This is a genomic window from Micromonospora sp. NPDC048898 (assembly GCF_043198035.1).
Lineage (GTDB): Bacteria > Actinomycetota > Actinomycetes > Mycobacteriales > Micromonosporaceae > Micromonospora.
Genome location: NZ_JBICUF010000017.1, coordinates 120,812 through 142,535, shown reverse-complemented (window position 1 = coordinate 142,535; position 21,724 = coordinate 120,812). Strand labels below are relative to the sequence as shown.

The 21,724-nt window shown below is 72.3% G+C and carries 27 protein-coding genes and 1 tRNA gene; 24 read left to right on the top strand and 4 right to left on the bottom strand.

Annotated elements, in window-relative coordinates:
- The first annotated feature begins 324 nt into the window (after positions 1-324).
- The 8 genes from nrfD to ACGFIQ_RS31005 all read left to right on the top strand — a co-directional run bounded on the left by nrfD (position 325) and on the right by ACGFIQ_RS31005 (position 7,163).
- Complete coding sequence (gene nrfD / locus ACGFIQ_RS31040) at positions 325-1,302, top strand: NrfD/PsrC family molybdoenzyme membrane anchor subunit (RefSeq protein WP_393249042.1); 978 nt, start codon at positions 325-327, stop codon at positions 1,300-1,302.
- A 13-nt stretch (positions 1,303-1,315) separates the two neighbouring features.
- Positions 1,316-1,411: transfer RNA gene (locus ACGFIQ_RS31035), tRNA-Sec, on the top strand.
- Between the two features lie 22 nt (positions 1,412-1,433).
- Positions 1,434-2,738: an L-seryl-tRNA(Sec) selenium transferase gene (gene selA / locus ACGFIQ_RS31030; RefSeq protein ID WP_393249034.1), complete on the top strand. Its 1,305-nt coding sequence runs from the start codon at positions 1,434-1,436 to the stop codon at positions 2,736-2,738.
- A gap of 2 nt (positions 2,739-2,740) precedes the next feature.
- Entirely contained in the window at positions 2,741-4,498 is a 1,758-nt protein-coding gene (selB, locus tag ACGFIQ_RS31025) for a selenocysteine-specific translation elongation factor (RefSeq protein ID WP_393249033.1), read from the top strand.
- A 52-nt stretch (positions 4,499-4,550) separates the two neighbouring features.
- A complete protein-coding gene (locus tag ACGFIQ_RS31020) occupies positions 4,551-5,291 on the top strand; it encodes a hypothetical protein (RefSeq protein ID WP_393249032.1) in 741 nt (246 codons plus the stop codon).
- Between the two features lie 57 nt (positions 5,292-5,348).
- Positions 5,349-5,546, top strand: a complete 198-nt coding sequence (locus tag ACGFIQ_RS31015; RefSeq protein WP_030327722.1) for a hypothetical protein — start codon at positions 5,349-5,351, stop codon at positions 5,544-5,546.
- 80 nt (positions 5,547-5,626) lie between these two features.
- Positions 5,627-6,904 carry a hemolysin family protein gene (locus ACGFIQ_RS31010; RefSeq protein WP_393249031.1) on the top strand — a complete coding sequence of 426 codons (1,278 nt, stop codon included), beginning with the start codon at positions 5,627-5,629 and terminating at the stop codon, positions 6,902-6,904.
- Positions 6,905-6,977: 73 nt separating this feature from the next.
- The gene (locus ACGFIQ_RS31005) at positions 6,978-7,163 is read left to right on the top strand and encodes a hypothetical protein (protein WP_393249043.1); all 186 of its coding nucleotides are present in this window, start codon (positions 6,978-6,980) and stop codon (positions 7,161-7,163) included.
- Between the two features lie 6 nt (positions 7,164-7,169).
- On the opposite strand, the gene ACGFIQ_RS31000 is transcribed toward ACGFIQ_RS31005, so the two are convergent.
- Positions 7,170-7,820 (bottom strand): hypothetical protein, encoded by a 651-nt coding sequence (locus ACGFIQ_RS31000; protein WP_393249030.1) that lies wholly within the window; start codon positions 7,818-7,820, stop codon positions 7,170-7,172.
- Positions 7,821-7,952: 132 nt separating this feature from the next.
- On the opposite strand from ACGFIQ_RS31000, the gene ACGFIQ_RS30995 reads away from it, so the two are divergent.
- Positions 7,953-8,156, top strand: coding sequence for a hypothetical protein (locus ACGFIQ_RS30995; protein WP_393249029.1), 204 nt, complete (start codon positions 7,953-7,955; stop codon positions 8,154-8,156).
- A 4-nt stretch (positions 8,157-8,160) separates the two neighbouring features.
- Here the strand turns inward: ACGFIQ_RS30995 and ACGFIQ_RS30990 are convergent, their stop codons facing one another.
- From ACGFIQ_RS30990 to ACGFIQ_RS30980, 3 genes are all read right to left on the bottom strand, one after another.
- Complete coding sequence (locus ACGFIQ_RS30990; RefSeq protein WP_393249028.1) at positions 8,161-8,637, bottom strand: hypothetical protein; 477 nt, start codon at positions 8,635-8,637, stop codon at positions 8,161-8,163.
- Complete coding sequence (locus ACGFIQ_RS30985) at positions 8,634-8,846, bottom strand: phosphatidylethanolamine-binding protein (protein ID WP_088989541.1); 213 nt, start codon at positions 8,844-8,846, stop codon at positions 8,634-8,636. The genes ACGFIQ_RS30990 and ACGFIQ_RS30985 overlap by 4 nt, the downstream gene beginning before the upstream one ends.
- Before the next feature lie 143 nt (positions 8,847-8,989).
- Positions 8,990-9,868 carry a universal stress protein gene (locus tag ACGFIQ_RS30980; RefSeq protein ID WP_393249027.1) on the bottom strand — a complete coding sequence of 293 codons (879 nt, stop codon included), beginning with the start codon at positions 9,866-9,868 and terminating at the stop codon, positions 8,990-8,992.
- Between the two features lie 116 nt (positions 9,869-9,984).
- On the opposite strand from ACGFIQ_RS30980, the gene ACGFIQ_RS30975 reads away from it, so the two are divergent.
- From ACGFIQ_RS30975 to ACGFIQ_RS30905, 15 genes are all read left to right on the top strand, one after another.
- Complete coding sequence (locus ACGFIQ_RS30975; RefSeq protein WP_393249026.1) at positions 9,985-10,731, top strand: SAM-dependent methyltransferase; 747 nt, start codon at positions 9,985-9,987, stop codon at positions 10,729-10,731.
- Between the two features lie 71 nt (positions 10,732-10,802).
- On the top strand, positions 10,803-11,981 hold the full coding sequence (locus ACGFIQ_RS30970) for a PP2C family protein-serine/threonine phosphatase (RefSeq protein WP_393249025.1): 1,179 nt from the start codon (positions 10,803-10,805) through the stop codon (positions 11,979-11,981).
- Positions 11,982-12,037: 56 nt separating this feature from the next.
- Positions 12,038-12,499: a MarR family transcriptional regulator gene (locus ACGFIQ_RS30965; RefSeq protein WP_393249024.1), complete on the top strand. Its 462-nt coding sequence runs from the start codon at positions 12,038-12,040 to the stop codon at positions 12,497-12,499.
- Between the two features lie 329 nt (positions 12,500-12,828).
- Positions 12,829-13,458, top strand: a complete 630-nt coding sequence (locus tag ACGFIQ_RS30960) for a CDP-alcohol phosphatidyltransferase family protein (RefSeq protein WP_393249023.1) — start codon at positions 12,829-12,831, stop codon at positions 13,456-13,458.
- Positions 13,455-14,399, top strand: coding sequence for a DUF881 domain-containing protein (locus ACGFIQ_RS30955; protein ID WP_357067571.1), 945 nt, complete (start codon positions 13,455-13,457; stop codon positions 14,397-14,399). The genes ACGFIQ_RS30960 and ACGFIQ_RS30955 overlap by 4 nt, the downstream gene beginning before the upstream one ends.
- Positions 14,396-14,728, top strand: a complete 333-nt coding sequence (locus ACGFIQ_RS30950; protein WP_030327710.1) for a small basic family protein — start codon at positions 14,396-14,398, stop codon at positions 14,726-14,728. The genes ACGFIQ_RS30955 and ACGFIQ_RS30950 overlap by 4 nt, the downstream gene beginning before the upstream one ends.
- A gap of 11 nt (positions 14,729-14,739) precedes the next feature.
- The gene (locus ACGFIQ_RS30945; RefSeq protein ID WP_393249022.1) at positions 14,740-15,750 is read left to right on the top strand and encodes a DUF881 domain-containing protein; all 1,011 of its coding nucleotides are present in this window, start codon (positions 14,740-14,742) and stop codon (positions 15,748-15,750) included.
- Between the two features lie 59 nt (positions 15,751-15,809).
- On the top strand, positions 15,810-16,190 hold the full coding sequence (gene gcvH, locus ACGFIQ_RS30940) for a glycine cleavage system protein GcvH (protein ID WP_393249021.1): 381 nt from the start codon (positions 15,810-15,812) through the stop codon (positions 16,188-16,190).
- 215 nt (positions 16,191-16,405) lie between these two features.
- Positions 16,406-16,858, top strand: coding sequence for an FHA domain-containing protein (locus tag ACGFIQ_RS30935; RefSeq protein ID WP_007071101.1), 453 nt, complete (start codon positions 16,406-16,408; stop codon positions 16,856-16,858).
- A 50-nt stretch (positions 16,859-16,908) separates the two neighbouring features.
- Positions 16,909-17,610, top strand: a complete 702-nt coding sequence (locus tag ACGFIQ_RS30930; RefSeq protein WP_393249020.1) for a MerR family transcriptional regulator — start codon at positions 16,909-16,911, stop codon at positions 17,608-17,610.
- A gap of 183 nt (positions 17,611-17,793) precedes the next feature.
- Positions 17,794-18,258 carry a bifunctional nuclease family protein gene (locus tag ACGFIQ_RS30925; protein WP_130401049.1) on the top strand — a complete coding sequence of 155 codons (465 nt, stop codon included), beginning with the start codon at positions 17,794-17,796 and terminating at the stop codon, positions 18,256-18,258.
- A gap of 198 nt (positions 18,259-18,456) precedes the next feature.
- The gene (locus tag ACGFIQ_RS30920; RefSeq protein ID WP_393249019.1) at positions 18,457-19,053 is read left to right on the top strand and encodes a MerR family transcriptional regulator; all 597 of its coding nucleotides are present in this window, start codon (positions 18,457-18,459) and stop codon (positions 19,051-19,053) included.
- A 246-nt stretch (positions 19,054-19,299) separates the two neighbouring features.
- Positions 19,300-19,698 (top strand): group 1 truncated hemoglobin, encoded by a 399-nt coding sequence (locus ACGFIQ_RS30915; protein WP_393249018.1) that lies wholly within the window; start codon positions 19,300-19,302, stop codon positions 19,696-19,698.
- A gap of 2 nt (positions 19,699-19,700) precedes the next feature.
- Entirely contained in the window at positions 19,701-20,882 is a 1,182-nt protein-coding gene (locus ACGFIQ_RS30910) for a globin domain-containing protein (RefSeq protein WP_393249017.1), read from the top strand.
- A 52-nt stretch (positions 20,883-20,934) separates the two neighbouring features.
- Positions 20,935-21,630 carry a cell division protein DivIVA gene (locus ACGFIQ_RS30905; protein ID WP_393249016.1) on the top strand — a complete coding sequence of 232 codons (696 nt, stop codon included), beginning with the start codon at positions 20,935-20,937 and terminating at the stop codon, positions 21,628-21,630.
- Positions 21,631-21,724 lie beyond the last annotated feature (94 nt).

Here is a 21,724-nt window from a genome sequence, read left to right as displayed (position 1 = left end):
CCTGGCTGCCGCGCGCTGGGGGGGGGCGGCTGCCGCACTGTTCGGGGTTGGTCCACTATGCCCCCGCCGCCCCGGGGGGGGGCCCGCGGGGGGGGGGGGGGGGGGGGGGCCGCGGCGGGGGGCGCCCCCCGACCAGAGGTGAGCGACGAGCGCCCCAGCGGCGGAAACAGTGCCGTGGCCGCGAGCGGCGGCGACCACCCGAGCGACACGGGCACCGGCAGCGGTGACGGTGCCGTCGGCAGCCGCCGGGGCGAGGTGACGGTGCGCCGAAGCGCCGAAGCGTCCGGCCGGCGGGGCGGGCGGCGCGGGGGCGGCGGCGAGGAACTGCGGGTGCCGGAGGCGGAGTTCACGTCGTACTACGGTCGGCCGATCCTCAAGGCGCCGGTCTGGAAGTGGGACATCGCGGCGTACCTGTTCACCGGTGGGTTGGCCGCCGGCTCGTCGCTGCTCGCCGCGGGTGGGCAGCTCACTGGGCGGCCGGCGTTGCGGCGTGCCGGTCGGGTCACCGCGCTGGTCGCCGTCAGCGCCAGCGCCGTCTTCCTGATCAGGGACCTGGGCCGGCCGGCGCGGTTCCACCACATGCTGCGGGTGGCCAAGCCGACCTCACCGATGTCGATGGGCACCTGGATCCTCACCGCGTACGGGCCGGCGGCGGGGGTCGCCGCGATCGCCGAGGCGGCCGGTGTGCTGCCCCGCCACGGCCCGCTCGGGCTGGCCGCCCGGGTGTTGCCGCCGATCGGGCACGCCGCTGGGCTGCTCGCCGCCGGCACCGCGCCGGCGCTGGCCACGTACACCGGGGTGTTGCTGGCTGACACGGCGGTGCCGTCGTGGCATGAGGCGTACCCCGAGTTGCCTGTCATCTTCGCGGGCAGCGCCCTGGCCAGCGGCGCGGGCGTGGGTCTGCTCGCCGCGCCGCCGGCGCAGGCGGGGCCGGCCCGGCGGATGGCGGTGGCCGGCGCGGCCCTGGAGTTGTACGGCGCGCACCGGGTGGAGACCCGCCTCGGCCTGCTCAGCGAGCCCTACCGGCAGGGCTGGCCGGGTCGGTTGCTGCGCGCCGGGCGGCTGCTGACCGCAGGCGGGGTTGCGGGCGCTCTGCTGGGCCGGCGCAGCCGGTTGGTCGGGGCGCTCTCCGGGACCGCGCTGCTGGCCGCGTCGGTGCTGACCCGGTTCGGGATCTTCTACGGCGGTGTCGCCTCCGCCCGCGATCCGCGGTACACGGTGGTGCCGCAGCGTGCGCGGGTCGACGCCCGGCGGGCCCGCATGGATCTTCCAGCTGATCGGGCGGGCCCGCCGGCGGTGTGATCGAATGTCCGGTGGAGGCGTTCAGGAGGCTGGTGCCCCTCCCGGTCTTCAAAACCGGAGTGGTCCGGGACCCGGGCCAGGCGGGTTCGATTCCCGTCCGTCTCCGCCAAACCGCTGCAGGAGATGACGCGATGGGCGACGGGCCGGTGGACCCGCGACGTCGGGTGCCGCGCACCGACACGCTGCTCGCCGACCCGCTGTTGGCCGCGGCCGCCGCGACGTTGGGCCGCGACCAGGTCAAGGCGGTGGTCGTGCGCGCGCAGGACCGGGCCCGTCGCGGCGAGATCAACCCCGACGAGGTACGCGACGCGGCGGTCGCCGCGTTGCCCGCGCCCGGCCCCCGTGTGGTGCTCAACGCCACGGGCGTCGTGCTGCACACCAACCTGGGTCGGGCGGCACTGTCGCCGGCCGCGGTCGCCGCGGTGGTGGCCGCCGCCGGGCACACCGACGTCGAGTTGGACCTGAACACCGGCCGGCGGGCCCGCCGGGGCCGCGACGCGCTCGACGCCCTGGCCGCCGCCGTGCCCGACGCGGGTGCCGTGCACGTGGTCAACAACGGCGCCGCCGCGCTGGTGCTGGCCGCCACCGCGCTGGCCGCCGGCCGGGAGATCGTGGTCAGCCGGGGCGAGCTGGTCGAGATCGGCGACGGCTTCCGCCTGCCCGACCTGTTGGAGAGCACCGGTGCGCGACTGCGGGAGGTGGGCACCACCAACCGCACCACGCTCGCGGACTACGCCGCCGCGCTCGGCCCGCAGACCGGCTTCGTGCTCAAGGTCCACCCGTCGAACTTTCGGATCACCGGCTTCACGTCCGCCACCGGTGTGCGTGACCTGACCACCCTCGGCGTGCCCGTGGTCGCCGACATCGGCTCCGGTCTGCTCACCGCGGATCCGCTGCTGCCCGACGAACCGGACGCGACGAGCACGCTGCGCGCCGGCGCCGCGCTTGTCACCGCCAGCGGCGACAAGCTGCTCGGCGGCCCGCAGGCGGGGCTGCTGCTCGGCGACGTCGCGCTTGTCGACCGACTGCGCCGCCACCCGCTGGCCCGGGCGTTGCGGGTGGACAAGCTCACCCTGGCCGCGCTGGCCGCCACCCTGCACCAGGCGGACACCCCCACCCGGGCGGCCCTGCACGCCGACCCGGGTGCCCTGCGCGAACGGGTGGAGCGGCTGCGCGACCGGCTCGGCGCGGACGGCCGCAAGGCGGAGGTGGTGCCGGCCGTCGCGGTGGTCGGCGGGGGCGGCGCCCCGGGTGTCGAGGTGGACTCGTGGGCGCTGAGCCTGCCCGAGCGGTACGCGGCGCCGCTGCGCACCGGAGACCAACCGGTCCTCGGCCGGGTGGTGCGCGGCCGCCTCCTGCTCGACCTGCGGTGTGTGCCCGCCGACGCCGACGACGCGGTCCGCGCGGCAGTGCTGCGCGTACCCGGGGATGACTGAGCGTGTTCGTCGTCGCCACCGCCGGGCACGTCGACCACGGCAAGTCGACACTGGTCCGGGCGTTGACCGGGATGGAACCCGACAGGTGGGCCGAGGAACGCCGCCGGGGCATGACCATCGACCTGGGCTTCGCCTGGACGACGCTGCCGTCCGGGCGCACCGTCGCCTTCGTCGACGTACCCGGGCACGAACGGTTCGTGCCGAACATGCTCGCCGGTGTCGGCCCGGTCCCGGCGGCGCTGATCGTGGTGGCCGCCGACGAGGGCTGGATGCCCCAGTCGGCCGAGCACCTGGCCGCGCTCGACGCGCTCGGTGTCGCGTACGGCCTGCTGGTGGTGACCCGGGCGGACCTGGCCGATCCGGGGCCGGCGACGGCCCGTGCCCGCGCCGAGATCGGCGCGACGAGTCTCGGCGCGGTGCGGGCGGTCGCGGTCAGCGGACGGACCGGCGCGGGTCTGCCGCAGCTGCGGGCCGCCCTGGACCAGCTCGCCGCCCGCCTGCCGCCGCCGATGCTGGACGCCCCGGTCCGGCTCTGGGTCGACCGCAGCTTCACCGTGCGGGGCAGCGGCACCGTCGTCACCGGCACCCTCGGCGCCGGTCGGCTGCGGGTGGGCGACACGCTGGAGCTGGCCGGCACCGACGAACCGGTCCGGGTCCGTGGCCTGCACTCTCTCGGCGAGGCCCGCCCGGAGACCGCCGCGGTGGCCCGGGTGGCGGTCAACCTGCGCGGTACGCCCCGTGACCAGCTCGGCCGCGGTGACGCGCTGCTCACCCCGGGCCGGTTCCAGCACACCGACCTGGTCGACGTCCGACTCACCGGCGACCCGGCCGCCGACCTGCCGGCCACCCTCACCCTGCACGTCGGGTCGGCGGCGGTGCCGGTCCGGGTCCGACCGCTCGGTGCGGACACCGTACGGCTGCGCCTGGCCCGCCCGCTGCCGCTGCTGGTGGGCGACCGGGCGCTGCTGCGCGACCCGGGCCGGCACCACGTCGCCGGCGGGGTGCGGGTGCTGGACGTGGCGCCACCGCCGTTGGCCCGCCGAGGGGCCGCGGTGGCCCGCGCGCAGGTCCTCGCCGAGCTGGACGGTCGACCGGACCTGGCCGGTGAGCTGCGCCGCCGCCGACTGGTCCGCTCCGGCGCGCTGCTGCGGATGGGCGTGCCGGTGCACGTCGCGCCGGTGGCCGGTGACTGGCTGGCCGACCCCGAGCACTGGCGGCTCCTCGGCGACCAGGTCACCGAGGAGGTCGCGCGCTACGCGCGGGAGCACCCGTTGGAGCCGGGGATGCCGGTGGACGCGTTGCGCCAGCGCCTCGCCCTGCCCGACCGGGTGCTGGTCGAGGCGCTGGTCCGGCCGCCGCTGCGCGTGCACGCCGGTCGGGTCGGGGCGGCCGGCGCCGCCGACGGGTTGCCCGAGCCGGTGGCGCGGGCCGTGCGGCGGGTCCGCGAAGAGTACGGTGACCGCCCGTTCCGGGCTCCGGAGGCGGACCACCTCGTCGACCTCGGCCTGGGCCCCCGGGAGATCGGCGCCGCGGTGCGGGCCGGTGCCCTGCTGCGGTTGGCCGACAACGTGGTGCTGCTGCCCGACGTGCTCGACGACGCGGTCCGGGTGCTGGCCGGGCTGCCGCAGCCGTTCACCCTCTCCGCGGCGAGGCAGGCGTTGGACACCACCCGGCGGGTCGCGGTGCCGCTGCTGGAGTTGCTGGACCGGCGCGGCGCGACCCGCCGACTGCCCGACGACGCCCGGATCGTCGTCACCTGAGCGCTCGCCCTCCGGGGCTGACACGGGTGCGCCCGGATGCGATGGTGGGCTGATGGCCGAGCCGTCCCCGCCCCGGTCGCGACCCGCCGGTGGCAGGTGGCGTGTCGTCGTCCCGGTGGCGCTGCGGTGGGGGCTGGCGCTGCTGTGGGTGCTGTGGGCCGCTCTGGCCTGGTGGGTGGAGCCCCGCGAGTCGACGGAGGCCCAGCTCGACCGGGATCTGGCGGGTGGCCGGGTGGTGACCTTCCAGCGGGCCGATGGCTGGGCCGACAACGGCGCGTACTGGGGCAGTCGGCCGGACCCGCGGTCCTCGGCTCACGGCTGGATGCTCGTCTGGACCGTGCCGAACGGGCAGACCCGCTATGCCATGGTCGGCCCGCCCGCTGCCCAGTCGTATCCGGCCGGTCCGGATTCGTCGGTCGACGGCAGGCCGGACGCGCGGCTCGCCGCTGTCGCGGACCCGTGGGGCACGGCCGGTGCCCCCGCGCACCGGATCGCGGGCGCCGCCCAACTGCTCGCCGTCGTGCTGCCCCTGCTGTGGCTGGGTCGGCTGATCGGTGGCGCGCCACCGCTGGTAGGCACCCGGTGGTTCTGGTTCTGGATCGGGCTGCTGCCGTTCGGGCTGGGAGTGCTGGCCTGGTCGTACCGTGAGCTGTGGAGACCACCACCAGCCCCGGCTGCCGACCGCGGCTCGGGCTGGCGTGGCCTCGGCTGGCTGGTGTTCGCTGGCATCGGCCTCACCATGCTGGTGTTCACCGCCCGCAGGCTGCTCGGGCCGGCGGTGGTGCCGGGCTGAGCCGCGGTGCCGGCCCAACCGGCCCCGAGGTCGGTGGTGGTCACCTACGGTGACGCCATGGACCCTTCGGCGGTCTGGCGGGACCGGCAGCACCGGTGGCGGATCGAGGCGTACCGCGCGCCGGATCTGCGGTTCGCCATCTACGCCACCAACGGCCCCACCGAATCCGTGCCGCTGTGGCTGTTCGGTATGTCGGCGCTGGCCCGCTGGTTGATGACCCATGCCATCTCGCTGGACGACCTGGAGGTCGACTGAGCGGTGGCGCGGACGTGAACCGGACCCGGAGCGGGCCCCGCTGCGGTTGAGTGACCTGAGGCGGCGGACGGGGGTGCGCGATGGGCGGTCAGCTCGTGCAGTTGGCACTGGTGGCGGTGCTGGTGCTTGTCAACGCCGCGCTCTCCGGCAGCGAGATGGCGTTGGTGACGCTGCGCGAGGGGCAGTTGCGGCGGCTGGGTCGGCGTGGTGGTGCCGGTGACCGGTTGGTGCGACTGTCCCGCGATCCCAACCGTTACCTGGCGACCATCCAGCTCGGCATCACCCTGGCCGGTTTCCTCGCCTCGGCGGCGGCCGCGGTGTCGCTGGCCGGGCCGTTGGTCGGGCCGTTGGGCTTCCTCGGCGGCGTGGCCCGTCCCGCCGCGGTGCTGCTGGTGACCGTGCTGCTGACGTTCGTCACGCTGGTGCTCGGCGAGTTGGCCCCGAAACGACTGGCGATGCAGCGGGCGGAGCGTTGGGCGCTGCTCAGCGCCGGACCGCTGGACCTGCTCGCCCGGGTGTCCCGGCCGGCGGTGTGGTTGCTCAGTCGGGCCACCGACGCGGTGGTACGGCTGGCCGGCGGCGACCCGGGGGCCAACCGCGCGGAGATGACCGAGGACGAGCTGCGGGAGATGTTGGCCAGCCAGCGCGGCCTGTCGGCGCAACAGCGGGAGATCCTCACCGGCGCGTTCGACATCGCCGGCCGGACGTTGCGGGAGATCCTGGTGGCCCGCCGGGAGGTGACGACGCTGCCGGCCACCCTGAGCGCCGACGAGGGGGTCCGCCGCCTCGCCGCCGCCGGACGGTCCCGCGCTCCGGTCACCGGCCCCGGCGGCCTGGACGAGGTGCTCGGGGTGGTGCACATCCGTGACCTGGTGCGCGCCGGCACGGCACCGGTGGGGCAGCGGGTGCGCTCGCCGGTGCTGCTGCCGGTGACCCTTCCGGTCGCCGACGCGATGCGGCAGCTCCGCCAGGAGCATCAGCAGTTGGCGCTGGTGGTCGACGAGCACGGCGGGATCGACGGCATGGTCACCATGGAGGACCTGCTGGCCGAGGTGGTCGGCGAGTTGTACGACGAGACCGACCGGGACGTGCACGGGGTGGTCTGGGAGGAGGACGGGTCCCTGCTGGTGCCCGGTGACTTCCCCCTGCACGACCTGCCCGACCTGGGGGTGCGGTTGAGCTTCCCGCTGTCCCGGGACTACACCACGGTGGCCGGGTTGGTGCTGGCCCGGCTGCGGCACCTGCCCGGCGGGCCCGGGGAGACGGTCCGACTCCCCGGGCTGACCCTGGAGGTGGTGGAGGTCGCCGACCGGGCGGTGCGGCGCGTGCGGTTGCGCGGGTTCACCGCCGAGCGTTGACCGCGTCGCCCGGACGGGGGACACCGGTGCCGAACACCCCCGTGGCGGATGCGGTCCGCCTACGGTGCGAGTCGTGAGGGATCGAGGTTTGCGGACGTTCGTCGCGGTGCTGGCCGGCCTCGCGGTGATCTACTTCGGCAGCGCCGGGCGCAGCCCCGAGGAGGGGCGTGGGATCTCCGGCGGGGTGGTGGTCCTGGCGTTGCTCGCCGCGTTGCTGGTGTGGCACCTGACCCGGCCGGGGGACAAGACGGTGAAGTGAGCCGCCTCAGCGGGCGGCGACCCGGCTGACCTCGCCGGCGGACTCCTCGCCGAGCGCCACCCGCACCAGCGCCGAGGCGAGCCGGCCGAAGTCCGGTTCGTCGACCAGGCCGGCCAGCCCGTCCGGAGAGCCCGGCAGACCCAGCCGCTTCGCCCCGGCGAGGGTCCGACGGTCGGCGTACGGGCGCACATCCGACCAGACCGCCTGCGCCTCGCGGAGGTAGATGTCCGCGCCGGTGGGGCCGATGCCGGGAAACTCGGTGAGGCGTCGACGCAGCCCGGCCGGGTCGCCCTGGGCCTCCCGGTGCAGTCGGCGCAGGTCACCGTGCCAACGGTCCAGGCACAGTCGGGCGCCGGTGCCGAGCATGGTGGCCGTCCGCTCGTCGTAGCGGCGGTAGTGGCCCCGGCCCAACGCGTCGACGCGGTCCTGCCAACTGGCCGCCTCCATGGCCTGCGGCGTGCGGTAGCCCGCGGCGAACAGCTCCCGCGCGGCGTCCACCGCCAGGCACGCCCGGACCCGGGTGCTCAGCAGGGTGGCCAGCACCAGCAGCTGGTAGAGCGGCCGGGGGCGGTCGGCGAGCTGGATGCCGGCCTCCTCGGCGTACGTGCGGCCACGCCGGTCCAGCAGGACCCGCGCCACCGTTCGATCGTTGCCCACACCGCGGGGGTACCCACTGCGTGGCCCGCTAGCCGTCGCACCGTCGAGCGGGGTCGGAATGCCGCCGGGGCGGGCGGGTATGCCGGCGGTGGAGGCGGTCGATGCCGCCTGCGTACCGGAGGGAGACGCACCGTGGTCAACCCGCAGCAGGAGGAGTTCCGGCGTAACGCCAAGGGAGCCACCAGCCAGGACAGCAAGGGGCCCACGCCGACCGGGCATCCACTCAACCGCGGTTCGTCGCGCGGTGACGAGGGCCGGCCGGTGCCCAAGGGGCAGGTGTCGCCGTACGGCCCGGCCGGTGAGCCGGTGGCCGACGACGACAGTGACACCCGCTAACTAACTAACGAGTGCGCCCGGACGGCCGCCGCAACCTGTTCCAGGTGGCGGCGGCCGTCAGCCCGTACGCGAGGTGCGGAATGATGTCCGAGATCCAGTCGGAGCGCCGCCACGTGCGGGGATCGCTGATCCCGAGCGCGGTGATCGACCCGTCGGTCATGGTCATCACGCCGGTGCCGAGCAGGCCGGTGGCCAGTGGCAGTGGCTGGCGCCGACCACCGGCGTAGAGCGCGAACGCGACGCCCGCGGCGATGCCCAGCCCGTAGCCGACAAGCGGCCCGAGGCCCGCGCGGCGGTTCGCCGCCCGGCCGTCGGAGCCCAGGCTGACGTGCGCGATCCCGGCCAGCCGGTCGACGGTCTCCCCGGGGACGTCGCTCTCCGGCCGTCCCCGCAGGGCCATGTCGAGGAAGCTGACCACGTTCAGCGCGGTGCTGCCGACGGCACCAGCGATGGCACCGTCGGCAAGGTCGACCCTGCTCACTTCGGGTCGCCCGGTTCGCGCTCGCTCTTGGGGCCGTATGTGCGGTCGCCGCGCACCACGCCCCGTTGACCGCGATCCTCCTGGAGGATCCGGTTCGCGACCTGGTTGGCCTTGCCGTCGGGCACCCGGCGTCCGGAGTCGTCGATCGCGTTGCGCAACCGCGCCCGCTGCTTGTCGTAGGCGTTACTGCCCGGCCGTGGTCCTGGCATCTGGTGCCTCCTTCGTCGGGTCTGGGCTCCGCTACCGCCGTCGGCGGTCGGGGCACATGCGCCGCCGTCGGCGGGTCTGGGCATCTGTCGCCGTCGGCGTACCGCGGCCGTCTACCCGTCTGGCGGCCGGCCAACCTCGGGGCCTAGGGGCCGTGGACCACGGCGACCGGGCACCGTGCGTGGTGCAGCATCGACTGGCTCACCGACCCCAGCAGCAACCCGGTCACCTCGCTGCGCCCCTGCCCACCCACCACCGCCAGTTGCGCGGAGTCGGACGCCTCGGCCAGCACGGCGCCGGTCCGGCCGCGGAGCGCCCGACAGGTCAACCGCAGCTCCCGGTGGTGCTCGGTCAGCCCGGTCAACCACTCGGCGAGCATCCGCTCCTGCTCGGCGTGCAGCGTCGCCTCGTCGTACACCAGGGGTTGCATGTCGCCGGGGCCGCTGCTGCCCGGATGCCGGTAGGCGTGCACCGCCACCAGCGGCACGCCGCGTGACACGGCCGTCTCGGCCGCGAAGTCGGCCGCCAGCCGGGAGGCCGGCGAGCCGTCCACCGCGACCAACACCGGTTCGTCGGGCCGTTGCGCGCCGCGGGCCACCAGCACCGGGCAGTCGGCGTACGCGGCGACCTGCACCGCGACCGAGCCGACCACGAGCGCCGAGAAGCCGCCGAGCCCCCGGTCGCCGAGCACGATCAGCGCGGCGGTCGGTGACTCGCCCACCAGCACCGCGGCGGCCTCACCGTCGATGATCTCACCGGAGATCGACAGCCCCGGTACGGTCGCCTCGGCCTCGGCCACCGCGGCCTGGACCAGCTCCTCGGCCTGGTGGCGCAGTCCACCGCCGGGCGGCGCGTCCGGGGCGGGGGAGACCGGTACGTGCAGCAGCGGCCAGATGAACCCGTGCACGACGCGCAGGGGCCGATGTCGGCGCGCCGCCTCGGTGGCGGCGAGGCGTACGGCGCGCAGGGCCGGCTGCGAGCCGTCCACGCCGACCACCACCGCCGCGCTGTTCGCCGAGTTCACCGCCCACCTCCCGCTCGGGGCCAGTATCGCGGGCCGGACCGTCTCCGCGTCGCGATACCGCCGAGCGCGTCGGGGTCGGTACGCTGGCGACCACCGGTCCGGGAGGGGGACTGTCGATGGGTGAACCGGACCAACCGAGCACCGGCCGCATGATCGACTTCTGGCTCGGTGGGGAGCACCACTTCCCGGTCGACGTGGCTGCCGCGACCGCGTTCGAGCAGGCGTACGGGCCGTGCGCGCCGGTGTTCCGGGAGCTGCGGGCGTTCCTGGGGCGGGCGGTGCGGGTCATGGTCGCCCACGGTGTGGACGGTTTCCTGGTGTTCGGCGCCGGGGTGCCCACGATGGGCAACGTGCACGAGGTCGCCACCGACGCGACGGTGCTCTACACCGACGTCGACCCGGTGACCATCCGGTTGGGGCAGAGCATCCTCACCGGCAGCGACCGGGCCGGCTACGGCTTCGGTGACGCGACCGACATCGGCACGATCGACCCGGCGCAGCTGCACCGTTTCGTGCCGGGCTGGGGCCGTCGGCCGGTCGGGGTGGTCTTTCTCGGGCTGGCCGCGTTCCTCGACGACGCCACGCTGACGCACACCCTCGACGAGCTGTGGGCCGGCGCGGCGCCGGGCAGCCTGCTCGTCGAGGACTTCGACACCGAGGAGCTGGCGGGTCACCCGCAGGCGTTGGCGATGATGGGGCCACAGTTCCGGATGCGCCCGCCGTCGGCGTTCGCGCCGCTGCTGGGCCGCTGGGCGCCGACGGTGGACGGGATCGTGCCGGTCGCGCGGTGGCGGCCGACGGGTCCGCCGGCGCAGGTGCCCGACGCGTTCCACGGTGTGCTCGCGACCCGTGGTGCCGACTGACCGCAGGGATTCGCCGCGTCGGGGTGTCCGTATGATGCTTGCCCTGCAGCAAGCTTCTGGAGAGGACGACCATGGTGGATCCGCCGGAGGTGGTGACGCGCGCGCTGCGCGAGGCCCCGCCCGACCAGTTGGCCGAGGCGGCGGACCAGGCGATCCGGTCGACGCTGGGCGCGCTGCGCACCGACGTGTTCGTTGCCGACTATCGGATCAGTGGTCTCTGGCCGCTGCTGGACCCGGATCTGCCGGCGGCCGGGTTCCTGGCCTGCCACACCGTGGCGCAGCGGTGCTTCAGCAGCCAGCAACCGGTCCGCGACGCCGCCGGCGAGGGCCCCTGCCGGCTCTACCTGCCGTTGACGGTGTGGGGGGAGCGGTTGGGCGTGCTGTTGGTCGAGCTTCCCGCCGTACCGAATCCGACGGTCACCGGGCAGGCGACCGACATCGCCGCCGCGCTCGCGGTCGCGATGCGTGCCGCGGACCGGGGGACCGACCGGTACCGGCGGGCCCGCCGCCGTGAGCGACTGACGATGGCCGCCGAGATGCAGTGGGATCTGCTGCCCGGTCGCAGCGTCGCCAACGAGGCGTTCCAGTTGGCCGGCCAGCTGGAACCGGCGTACACCGTGGGTGGGGACCACTTCGACTGGTCTCTCGACGGCGACCGTCTCACCGTGACGGCGCTCAACGGCGAGGGCAGTGGTCTGGCCGCGTCGATGCTGACCGGCGTGACGGTGAACGCGATGCGCAACGCGCGTCGCTCCGGTGGCGGCCTGGTGGAACAGGCCGAGCTCGCCTCGGACACGGTCTTCTACCAGCACCGGGGCCGCCGGTACGTGGCCACCCTGCTGCTGGAGCTGGACACGCGCACCGGTCGGGTGCGGGCGGTCGACGCGGGCTCCCCGCACCTGCTGCGGATGCGCGGGGCCACGGTGGAGCCGATCAAGCTGGACCAGCAGTTGCCGTTGGGGATGTTCGCCGAGACCCGGTACGAGGTGCAGGGGCTGCAACTCGCGCCGGGTGACCGCCTCGTCGTGGTCAGCGACGGGGTGTGGGCGGCCGAGCCACCGGGTCAGGAACCGTACGGGGAGCGGATGATGGCCCGTTCGCTGCGCGCCACACGGTTGCAGCCGGCGGCCGAGGCGGTTGGTACGGTAATGCGCGAGCTGCACGCTTACCACGCGGACTCCGACCTGCGCGACGACGCCGTCGTGGTGTGTCTGGACTGGCACGGTCCGCGTGGGCGGGGCAGCGGGTGAGGGTCCCTGCCAACCCGTCTGGCGGGCACCAGCGCGACAACGGCAGGGGACATCACGTGGAGCGACCTGCGGATCTCGCCTCTGCTATCGACGCGGCCGCCGGGACGCTGATCGCCGTGCTCGACTCGGCGTCGCGGCACCAGGTGCCGCCCACCCAGTTGCGGGTGTTGACGCTGCTCAGCAGTCGACCGGAGACCAACGTCAACGCGTTGGCGGAGCTGCTGGACGTGGTGCCGTCGTCGGCGAGCCGCCTCTGCGACCGGCTGGAGGCGACCGGGCTGCTGCGTCGGACGGCCGATCCCCGGGACCGGCGCGAGGTGCGGTTGGTGCCGACCCCGGCGGCGCTGACGCTGTTGGGGGAGCTGGCCGAGCGCCGGCAGCGGGCGGTGCAGGCGGTGCTGGATCGGATGCCGGTGCGGATGCAGCACGATCTGTTGCTGTCGTTGGTCGCGTTCGGCCGCGCGGCGACCCAGTCGGTGCCCGAGCAGCCGACCGACTCGGCGGTCCAGACGGCCTGAGCGCGTGGTCCACGCGCTGTCAAGAAGGTCGGGATGTCCAGGGCTCGCGGACGCCCCGACATCAGCGCGGCCATCCAGTATCCTAGGACGCTTTAGCGGTGGTAATCCACACCACAGTGCGGCAACAGCCGCACCGACCACGGGCGGCGGCGCCGGGAAAGCCGAGACGAGCCCGATATAGTGACAACGCACTTGCCCGGCCCGTGATCTTCGAGATCGCGGGCCGGATCAGGGAAGAGACCCCACCCGGGGCCGCAGGGGAGCCGGCGCTGGCCGGCCCGACAGCGCGTACGACGTCGGCCGGGGGTCCGTGCCGTGGAGGAGGATCGGTGTCGCGTCCGGCTCGGGCAGAGCAACCGCGGGACACCGGTGACGAGGCCCCCGGCAACCAGGTGCTCACCCTGCCCAACCTGATCAGCTTCGTGCGGCTGCTGGGCGTCCCACTGTTCCTGTATCTGTTCCTGGTCGAGCGGGCCGACGTGGCGGCGATCGTCGTCCTGGCCATCGGCGGCACCACCGACTGGGTCGACGGCTGGATCGCGCGTCGCCTGCACCAGGTCAGCCGACTCGGGGAGTTGCTCGACCCGTTCGCCGACCGGCTCTACATCCTCGCCACCCTCGTCGCGTTCACCGCCCGGGAGGTGGTGCCGTGGCAGTTCACCGCGGCGCTGCTGGCCCGTGAGCTGCTGCTGCTCGGCTCGCTGGCGGTGCTGCGCCGCTACGGGTATGGGCCGCCGCCGGTGCACTACGTGGGTAAGACCGCCACGTTCCTGCTGCTGGCGGCGTTCCCGGTGCTGTTGTTGGCCAGCGAGTGGGCCGCGGCGGCGACGGCGACGGCCGCGATCGGCTGGGCGTTGGCGTGGTGGGGGCTGGTGCTCTACTGGGTGGCCGGCGGGATGTACGTGGTGCAGGCCGCGCGGCTGGTGCGCGCGGTGCGCGGTCCGGGAGCGGCGGCATGAGCGCGCCGCAGCCGGGCAAACCCCGCCCGGATCGGGTGTACGCGCCGGACTTCCTCACCGAGTTGTTTCGCAATCCACTGGATCCGGGGTATGCGGATGCGGCGGCTGCCCGCCGGCGTTCGGCGTCCACCGAGCCGGTGCGGGGGTGGCGTGCCTGGCCGGCGCGGTCGGTCAGTGTGGTCGTGGTGGTGCTGCTCGGTTTCCTGTTCGCGGTGGCGTACCGGCAGACGGTGGCGGACGAGCCGGGTCGCAGTCAGGCTCGCTCCGGTCTGGTGGCGCAGATCAAGGAGCGGGAGGGCCAGACCGACCGGTTGTCCACGCGAGCGGATCAGCTGCGCGAGGAGGTCGGTCGGCAGCGGGACGCGGCGTTGAGTGGGTCGACCGCCGCGCGGCTGCGGGACCTGGAGGCGAGCACCGGGCTGGGTCGGGTGCGTGGCGACGGTGTGGTGGTGCGGTTGGCGGACGGGCCGGGTAAGGCGGACGCGGTGACGGGTGCTGGTGCGGGGCCGTCGCGGGTGCTCTACAGCGATCTGCAGGGGGTGGCGAACGCGTTGTGGAGTGCCGGTGCGGAGGCGGTTTCCATCAACGGGCAGCGGTTGACCTCGACGTCGACGATCCGTACGGCGGGTGACGCGATCCTGGTGGATTTCCGGCCGGTGATGGGGCCGTACGAGGTGTCGGCGATCGGGCCGGGGTCGATGCGGCGCAAGTTCGAGAACAGTCGGAACGCGGATCTGATGCGGGAGGTCGCGCAGAAGACCGGGTTGTCGTTCGGTGTGCGGGAGGCGGATGACCTCACCCTGCCGGCGGCTCCGGAGCCGCAGCTACGCTACGCGAAGCCGTCGGTCAGTCCGAGCCCTTCCGCGTCGGGTGTCCGGTCCGGCAGTCCCGGGTCGTCTGGTTCGACGACGACCGCTAGCCCCTCCGGAGGTGGCCGATGATCGCGGTGCTGGCGTTGCTTGCCGGTGTGGTGCTGGGTGTGTGGCTTGATCCCACGGTGCCGGCGGCGTTGCAGCCGTACCTGCCGATCGCGGTGGTGGCCGCGTTGGACGCGGTGTTCGGTGGGGTGCGGGCCAGGTTGGACCGCATCTTCGACGACAAGCAGTTCGTGGTGTCGTTCATCTCGAACGTGTTGGTCGCTGGTCTGATCGTGTATCTGGGTGACCAGCTCGGGGTGGGCGGGCAGTTGTCCACCGGTGTGGTGGTCGTGTTGGGTGTGCGCATCTTCGGCAATGTGGCGGCGATCCGTCGGCACCTGTTCCGGGCGTAGGTTTGACGACGATGAGTGACGAGCAGAGCGACACGGGGACCGGGTGGCCGCAGCCGGGTGGGCCGACGCGCCCGGGTGGGCCGGCGGGTGAGCCGGATCCGCGTCCGGATGCGCCGGATCCGGATGAGCTGAGCCCGTTGGCCCCGCAGGAGCCGCCGGTGGAGCCCGTGGAGCCGCCGGAGCGGCCGGACGAGGAGCCCGCGGGGGAGCCGGTCGACGGCGACGGTGCGACGGTGGACCTGAGCGCGGTGTCGCGGTCGGGGGAGCCGGTGGCGGGTTCGGACGGGTTGGCCGAGCCGGCCGGGGTGCCGGTGGCGGCGGGTCGGTTCCGGTGGAGTACGGCCGGTGTGATGATCGTGGCGTTGTTGGTGTTGCTGGGTTTCACGTTGGTCGTGCAGTTGAAGACGACGTCGACGGATCCGACGTTGGGGGCGACGCGTCAGGAGGACCTGGTGCGGATCCTGTCGGATCTGGATGCCCGGGAGAGTCGTCTGCAGCAGGACATTCGTGCGCTGGAGGACAGTCAGCGGCAGTTGCGTTCGGGTGAGCAGGGTCGTCAGGCGGCGTTGGACGAGGCGACGCGGCGGGCGAACGAGTTGGGCATCCTGGCGGGTACGTTGCCGGCGGTCGGGCCGGGGTTGACGGTGCAGTTCGAGGCGGGTGTCAAGCCGATCACGGCGACCCGGGTGTTGGACGCGGTGCAGGAGTTGCGGGGTGCGGGCGCGGAGGCGATGCAGATCGCCGGTGGTGATCGGGTGACGGTGCGGATCATCGCGTCGACGTACTTCCTCGATGGGGACAACGGGTCGTTGGTGGTGGAGGGGCGTCGGTTGACGGGGCCGTTCACGATCACGGTGATCGGTGATCCGGCGACGATGCGTACGGCGTTGAACATTCCTGGTGGGGTGGTGGCGTCGGTCCGGGGTGTCGGCGGTAACGTGACGTTTGGGGAGCGTGAGGTTGCCGAGGTTTCGGCGCTGCACGCGCCGATCAAGTTGGAACACGCCCGTCCGGTCTCCTGACCGGCGCGGCCGCGCCGGACCCGGGTGGTCCGGGGCACCGATGGATGAGGACGCGTCTGGTGATTCCTGAGGATCTGCGATACACCGCCGAGCATGAGTGGGTGGCGGGTGACGGCACGGGTTCGATCCGGGTCGGTATCACGCACTTCGCGCAGGACGCGCTGGGTGACATCGTGTACGTGCAGTTGCCCGAGGCGGGTGCGGTGGTCGCGGCCGGTGATTCGTTGGGTGAGATCGAGTCGACCAAGAGCGTGTCGGAGATCTACGCGCCGGTGGCCGGTACGGTTGCGGCGCGCAACGAGGCGTTGGGTGACACACCGGAGTTGATCAACACTGATCCGTACGGTGCGGGTTGGTTGGTGGAGATCACGCCGAACGATCCGACGGCGACGGACGGGTTGCTGACGGCGGCTGCTTATCAGAAGATCACCGAAGGCTGAGTGTGCGTGATCCGGTGCGTTAGCTGTCTGCGCGCGTCCGGTTGCCCTGCATTTCGGCGCTGGCTAGGCTCGCCCAGTCGACCGAGAACCCAAATAGTTGAGCGTTGCGGAATTGCCTTCCCGGGCACGGGGAGCCAGCCGCCGGGTGGACAAGCGCCCGGCGGCCAGACCCGCCATTACCCGACGCCGACCGAACAGATCCGTGAGGTGGTCCCATGACGCGGCCAGACGACGAGTTCCCCCCGCTCGACGTCACTTCGACGCTCAATCTCGGTTCGCTCGACGAAGTGCTGGAAGGGCCGGATACCGATGTGGTGCCGAGCCGGATGTCCGGTTCGTTGCCGCCGGGTATGGCGCTGCTGGTGGTTCGTCGAGGTCCGAATGCGGGTGCCCGGTTCCTGTTGGACCACGATGTGACGACCAGTGGCCGGCATCCGGACAGTGACATCTTCCTTGATGACGTGACGGTGTCGCGTCGGCACGCGGAGTTCCACCGTGATGGTGGGACGTTCACGGTGCGGGACGTGGGTAGCCTGAATGGCACGTACGTGAATCGTGAGCGGGTTGAGGCGGCCACGTTGAGCAATGGTGATGAGGTTCAGATCGGTAAGTTCCGGGTGGTGTTCATCGCCGGTCCGCGCCCGGAGGAGGAGGCCGGCCGGGGGTGAACGAGCCTGCGGCCTCCACGTCACCCGGGGCGGCTCGGTCTCAGCCGCTGATGAGCATCGGTGAGGTGCTTGGGCAGTTGCGGGTGGATTTTCCGGACACCACGATTTCGAAGCTGCGGTTTCTTGAGGCTGAGGGTTTGGTCGAGCCGCAGCGGACGGCGGCGGGTTACCGGAAGTACAGCTGGGACGATGTGGCGCGGTTGCGGTTCGTGTTGACCGCGCAGCGGGACAAGTACCTGCCGTTGCGGGTGATCCGTGAGCAGTTGGCCCAGTGGGATTCGTCTGGTGAGCAGCCGGGGCGGTCGCGGCCGGCGTTGGTGGCGGTTGGTCCTGATGGTGCGGTGCCGGGTCGTGAGTCGGTGGAGCCGGCCGAGTCGTCGCAGGTGCGGCTCGGCCGGTCGGATCTGGTGGCGCGTAGTGGGATCGACGAGTCGACGTTGGTGGAGTTGGAGCGGCTCGGTGTGGTGGTGTCGGATCCGCCGGGGTGGTATGACACGGATGCGTTGATCATCGCGTCTGCGGTGGCGGGTTTGGCGTCGTACGGGTTGGAGCCGCGGCACCTGCGGGGTTATCGGACGGCGGCGGACCGTGAGGTTGGTTTGTTCGCGCAGTTGGTGGCGCCGTTGGCGCGGCAGAGTGATCCGGCGGCGCGGGCTCGGGCGGCGGAGACGGCGCGTGAGTTGGTGGCGTTGTCGGAGCAGTTGCACGCGGCGTTGGTGCGGGTGGGTCTGCGTTCGACGTTGGGTCGGTGAGGGTGCCCGGTGAGTGGTGGCTGAGCGGAAAGATCTCTTCCGGGAAGCGTGCCGTAGGCTTGCCGGGGTAACCCCTTTCTGGCGCGGGCGTGGTGCTGTAGCGGACGGGACGGCCGTGTCGCGGTCCGTGTACCGTGCAGGGAAAGGGCGCGGTGCGTAGGTGACGACGACACGGAGGCGGCGGTGCGCGAGCTGAGCGTGGTCGGAGTTCGGGTGGAGTTGCCTAGCAACCAGCCGATCGTCCTGCTCAGGGAGGTCGAGGGGGACCGCTATCTGCCGATCTGGATCGGCGCGGTCGAGGCCACGGCTATCGCTTATGAGCAGCAGGGGGTCAAGCCGGCCCGGCCGTTGACGCATGATCTTTTGCGTGACGTGTTGGCGGCGTTGAAGGCGCCGTTGCAGGCGGTGGAGATCACTGAGCTCAAGGAGAACGTCTTCTACGCGGATCTGTTGCTCGGCGATGGGGTGCGGGTGTCGGCGCGTCCGAGCGATTCGATCGCGTTGGCGTTGCGTGTCGGTGCGCCGATTCGTTGTGCTGAGCAGGTCCTCAGTGAGGCGGGGATCGTCATTCCTGATGAGCAGGAGGACGAGGTGGAGAAGTTCCGCGAGTTCCTGGAGCAGGTGCGTCCGGAGGATTTCGCGGGCTGAGTGGGCCGTGGGCTCTGCTCCCGGGTGTCACTGTGGGTGATGCCCCGCCGTGGTTGGTGATCTTTCTCGGTGGCTGCGCGGCGTGTCGTGTCGGTTCCTCCGTGGTAACCCCTGAAGGTGGCTATAGGGTTGCCGTGTCGAGGGGTGCGCGTCGGAAGGAAACGATGCGTCGCCGCACTGACGGGGGAGGTTGTCCGGATGCACGAGCCGCGGGATCCCGAGCCAGGCAGAGAGTTCGACGAGCCGGCTGCGTCGTCGCCAGGTGTGGCGGTCGACGGTGACGGTTCGGTCGGCTACCGGGGTGTGACGGCCTGCCACGCGGTGGGCATCAGTTACCGGCAGTTGGATTACTGGGCGCGGACGGCGCTGGTGGTGCCGAGCGTGCGGGACGCCTCTGGTTCGGGGACGCAGCGGTTGTACTCGTTCCGGGACCTGGTGGTGTTGAAGGTCGTGAAGCGGTTGTTGGATGCGGGGGTGTCCCTGCAGAACATCCGCAAGGCGATCGAGGCGTTGCGGTCGCGTGGTGTGGAGGATCTGGCCGGGATCACGCTGATCTCTGATGGGACGACGGTGTATGAGTGCCGGTCTCCGGAGGAGGTGGTCGACCTGTTGCAGGGTGGCCAGGGTGTCTTCGGGATTGCCATCGGTGGGGCGTTCAAGGAGATCCAGGGGTCGTTGTCGCATCTGCCGGCGGAGCCGGCGACGAGCGCTCCGGTGGAGCCCGCGGTGGCGTCGGGGTCGGATCCGGTGGGTGACGAGTTGGCGGCGCGGCGGGCGCGACGGCGGGCTGGCTGAGCGCCCTTTTTTCGGTTGGTTTTCTGGCGACCGTCGGTGACGGTGGGTGGCTGAGGTGGGTGACTTCGCTCCACTGTGGACACGGTGGGTGTCGTTGCGGTTGCCGAGTGTGGAGATACCGGTCGGTAGTGGTGACGCTGCGTTTCGTCCCATTGTCGGGAACGCGATAGGGCGGCAATGACCGCAGGCGATTGACACGCTATGGTCCGACACGGTTATCGACCCTTCACCCCCGGAGGAACGACCGTGACGGTTACCGAAGAGGCTGCCCCCGAGTCGCACTACGACCGAATTGGCGGTGCCAGCTCGGTCAAGGCGGCTGTGGAGCTGTTCTATGACAAGGTGTTGGCCGACCCGGCTTTGGCGGGCTATTTCGCCGAGGTGGAGATGGTGGGTCAGCGGCGGCACCTGACGTTGATGTTGACCACGGTGCTGGGTGGCCCGAACGAGTACACCGGTCGTGGGTTGGCCGAGGCGCACCAGCCGTTGGACATCCCGGTGGAGCACTACGCGAAGGTGGGCGAGTACCTGCTGGCGACGCTGACGGAGTTGGGTGTGCCGGGTGACGTCCTGGCCGACGTGCGGGTGGTGCTGGGGCAGGTGCAGGACCAGGTGGTGGCCTCCGGAGACCGGTCGGACGCCTGAGCGTGGACGCGGCCCAACTCAAGCAGAGCTGGTCGGTGGTCGCCGGGCACGGTGACCAGGTGCCGCTCTATTTCTATTCGACGTTGTTCCTCGCTCATCCTGAGACGAGGCAGATGTTCCCGACGAACATGGCGGGGCAGCGGGACCGTCTGGTGACCGCGTTGGGGCACATCGTGTCCAACGTGGACCAGGTGGACCGGCTTGTGGGTTTCCTGCAGGATCTCGGGGCGGACCACCGCAAGTTCGCGGTCCGTGCGGAGCACTATCCGGCGGTCGGTGAGGCGCTGTTGGCGACGTTGCAGCATTTCCTCGCCGAGCAGTGGACCGACGAGTTGGCGTCGGACTGGGCGGCCGCGTACGGGTTGGTGGCCCAGGTGATGACGGAGGCCGCGCAGGCCGCCGAGGCGGTGAACCCGCCGTGGTGGGTGGCGGAGATCGTGGCGCACGAGCGGCGGGCGTTCGACGTGGCGGTGCTGACGGTGCGTCCGCAGTATCTGTTGCCGTTCACGCCGGGTCAGTCGATCGGGGTGTCGCATCCGTCGGTGCGGTCGTGGCGGTACTACTCGCCGGCGAACGCGCCGCGGGCGGACGGCACGTTGGAGTTGCATGTGCGGGCCGCACCGGGTGGGGCGGTGTCGTCGCGGCTGGTGTATGGGTCGGCGGTCGGGGATCGGATCCACCTGGCGGCGCCGGTCGGGGAGCGGCTGGGGCTGTGGGCGGCGGGTTCCAGTGATCTGTTGTTGTTGGTCGCGGGGACCGGCTGGGCGCCGGTGAAGGCGTTGGTGGAGCAGGTCGCGGCGGAGGGTTCGCGACGGCGGGTGGATCTGTACGTGGGGGCCCGTTCCCGCAGTGAGCTCTACGACAGCGAGGCCATCGACAAGTTGGCGTCGTCGTACCCGTGGTTGACGGTGACGTATGTGGTGGGTGCCGATGTGCATCGGCCCGGGGAGTTCCTGCACGCGGTGGACCGGGCGTTGGCCGACGGTGACTGGCGTTCCCGGCACGTGTTCGTGTGCGGGTCGGACGAGATGGTGTCGTACGCGGTGCGGGCGTTGCTGCAGGCGGGTTTCCACTCGGGTCAGGTGCATCACGAGGGCCTGGGTGAGCAGTGGTATGGCCCGGCGTGGCGTACGGCGGTGCAGCAGTCGACCGTCGGTGACATTTCGGGAGGTGGGCACAGGTGAGCGCGAGGAGTGAGCTGGCGGGCCCCGCAGTGGTGAACGGAGGCGGCCACAGGTGAGTGCGACTCCGATCAGTCGGTACGACGGGATGCAGGTGTCCGGCGCGGTGCAGGTGCGGATGACCGCCGATCGGGTGCGGCGGTGGCAGTTCGGGGCGGCGTCGTTCGCGCGTCGTGGCTATGACAACGCCGACGTGGACCGGTTCCGGATGCAGATCGCCGACGAGTTGGATGTGTTGGCGACGCAGCTCGCGACGTTGCGGGCGGAGAACGAGCGGTTGACCGACCGGGTGGAGCTGCACCGGCACGGGGTGATCCCGAGCACGGGGACGGCGGGGAAGACCCCGGCTGCGCGGGAGGTGAATCTGCTGTCCGCGGCGCAGCGGGAGGCGGAGCAGATCATCGCGCAGGCGCATGACTATGCGCGGCGGGTCGCCGAGTACGCCCGGGTGCAGTATGAGAGTTACCTGCACGCGGCGGAGGCGGAGGCGAAGCAGGAGGCGGAGCGGGCGGTGGCGGAGTACCGCAGCGCGGCGGGGTCGAGCTTCGACGACACGGTGGCCACCCGGGAGGCGTTGCGGATCTTCGGGGAGATGATGGTGTCGCACATGCAGGCGGCGGCGCGGCATCTCGATGATGGCAGTGAGCAGTTGGCTCGGACGATGGATCGGATCTCGGCGGAGACGCCGGGGGCGCCGTTCGTCGGTGGTGTGGTGGGTCAGTCGGCGTTGCCGCGGCACCAGCAGCGCTGATCACCCGGGGGTGGGGGGGGGGGGGGGGGGTGGGGGGGGGAGGGGGGTGGGCGGCGGGCGGCGCCCGTTGCGAAGGGCGTTGAAACCGCGGCCC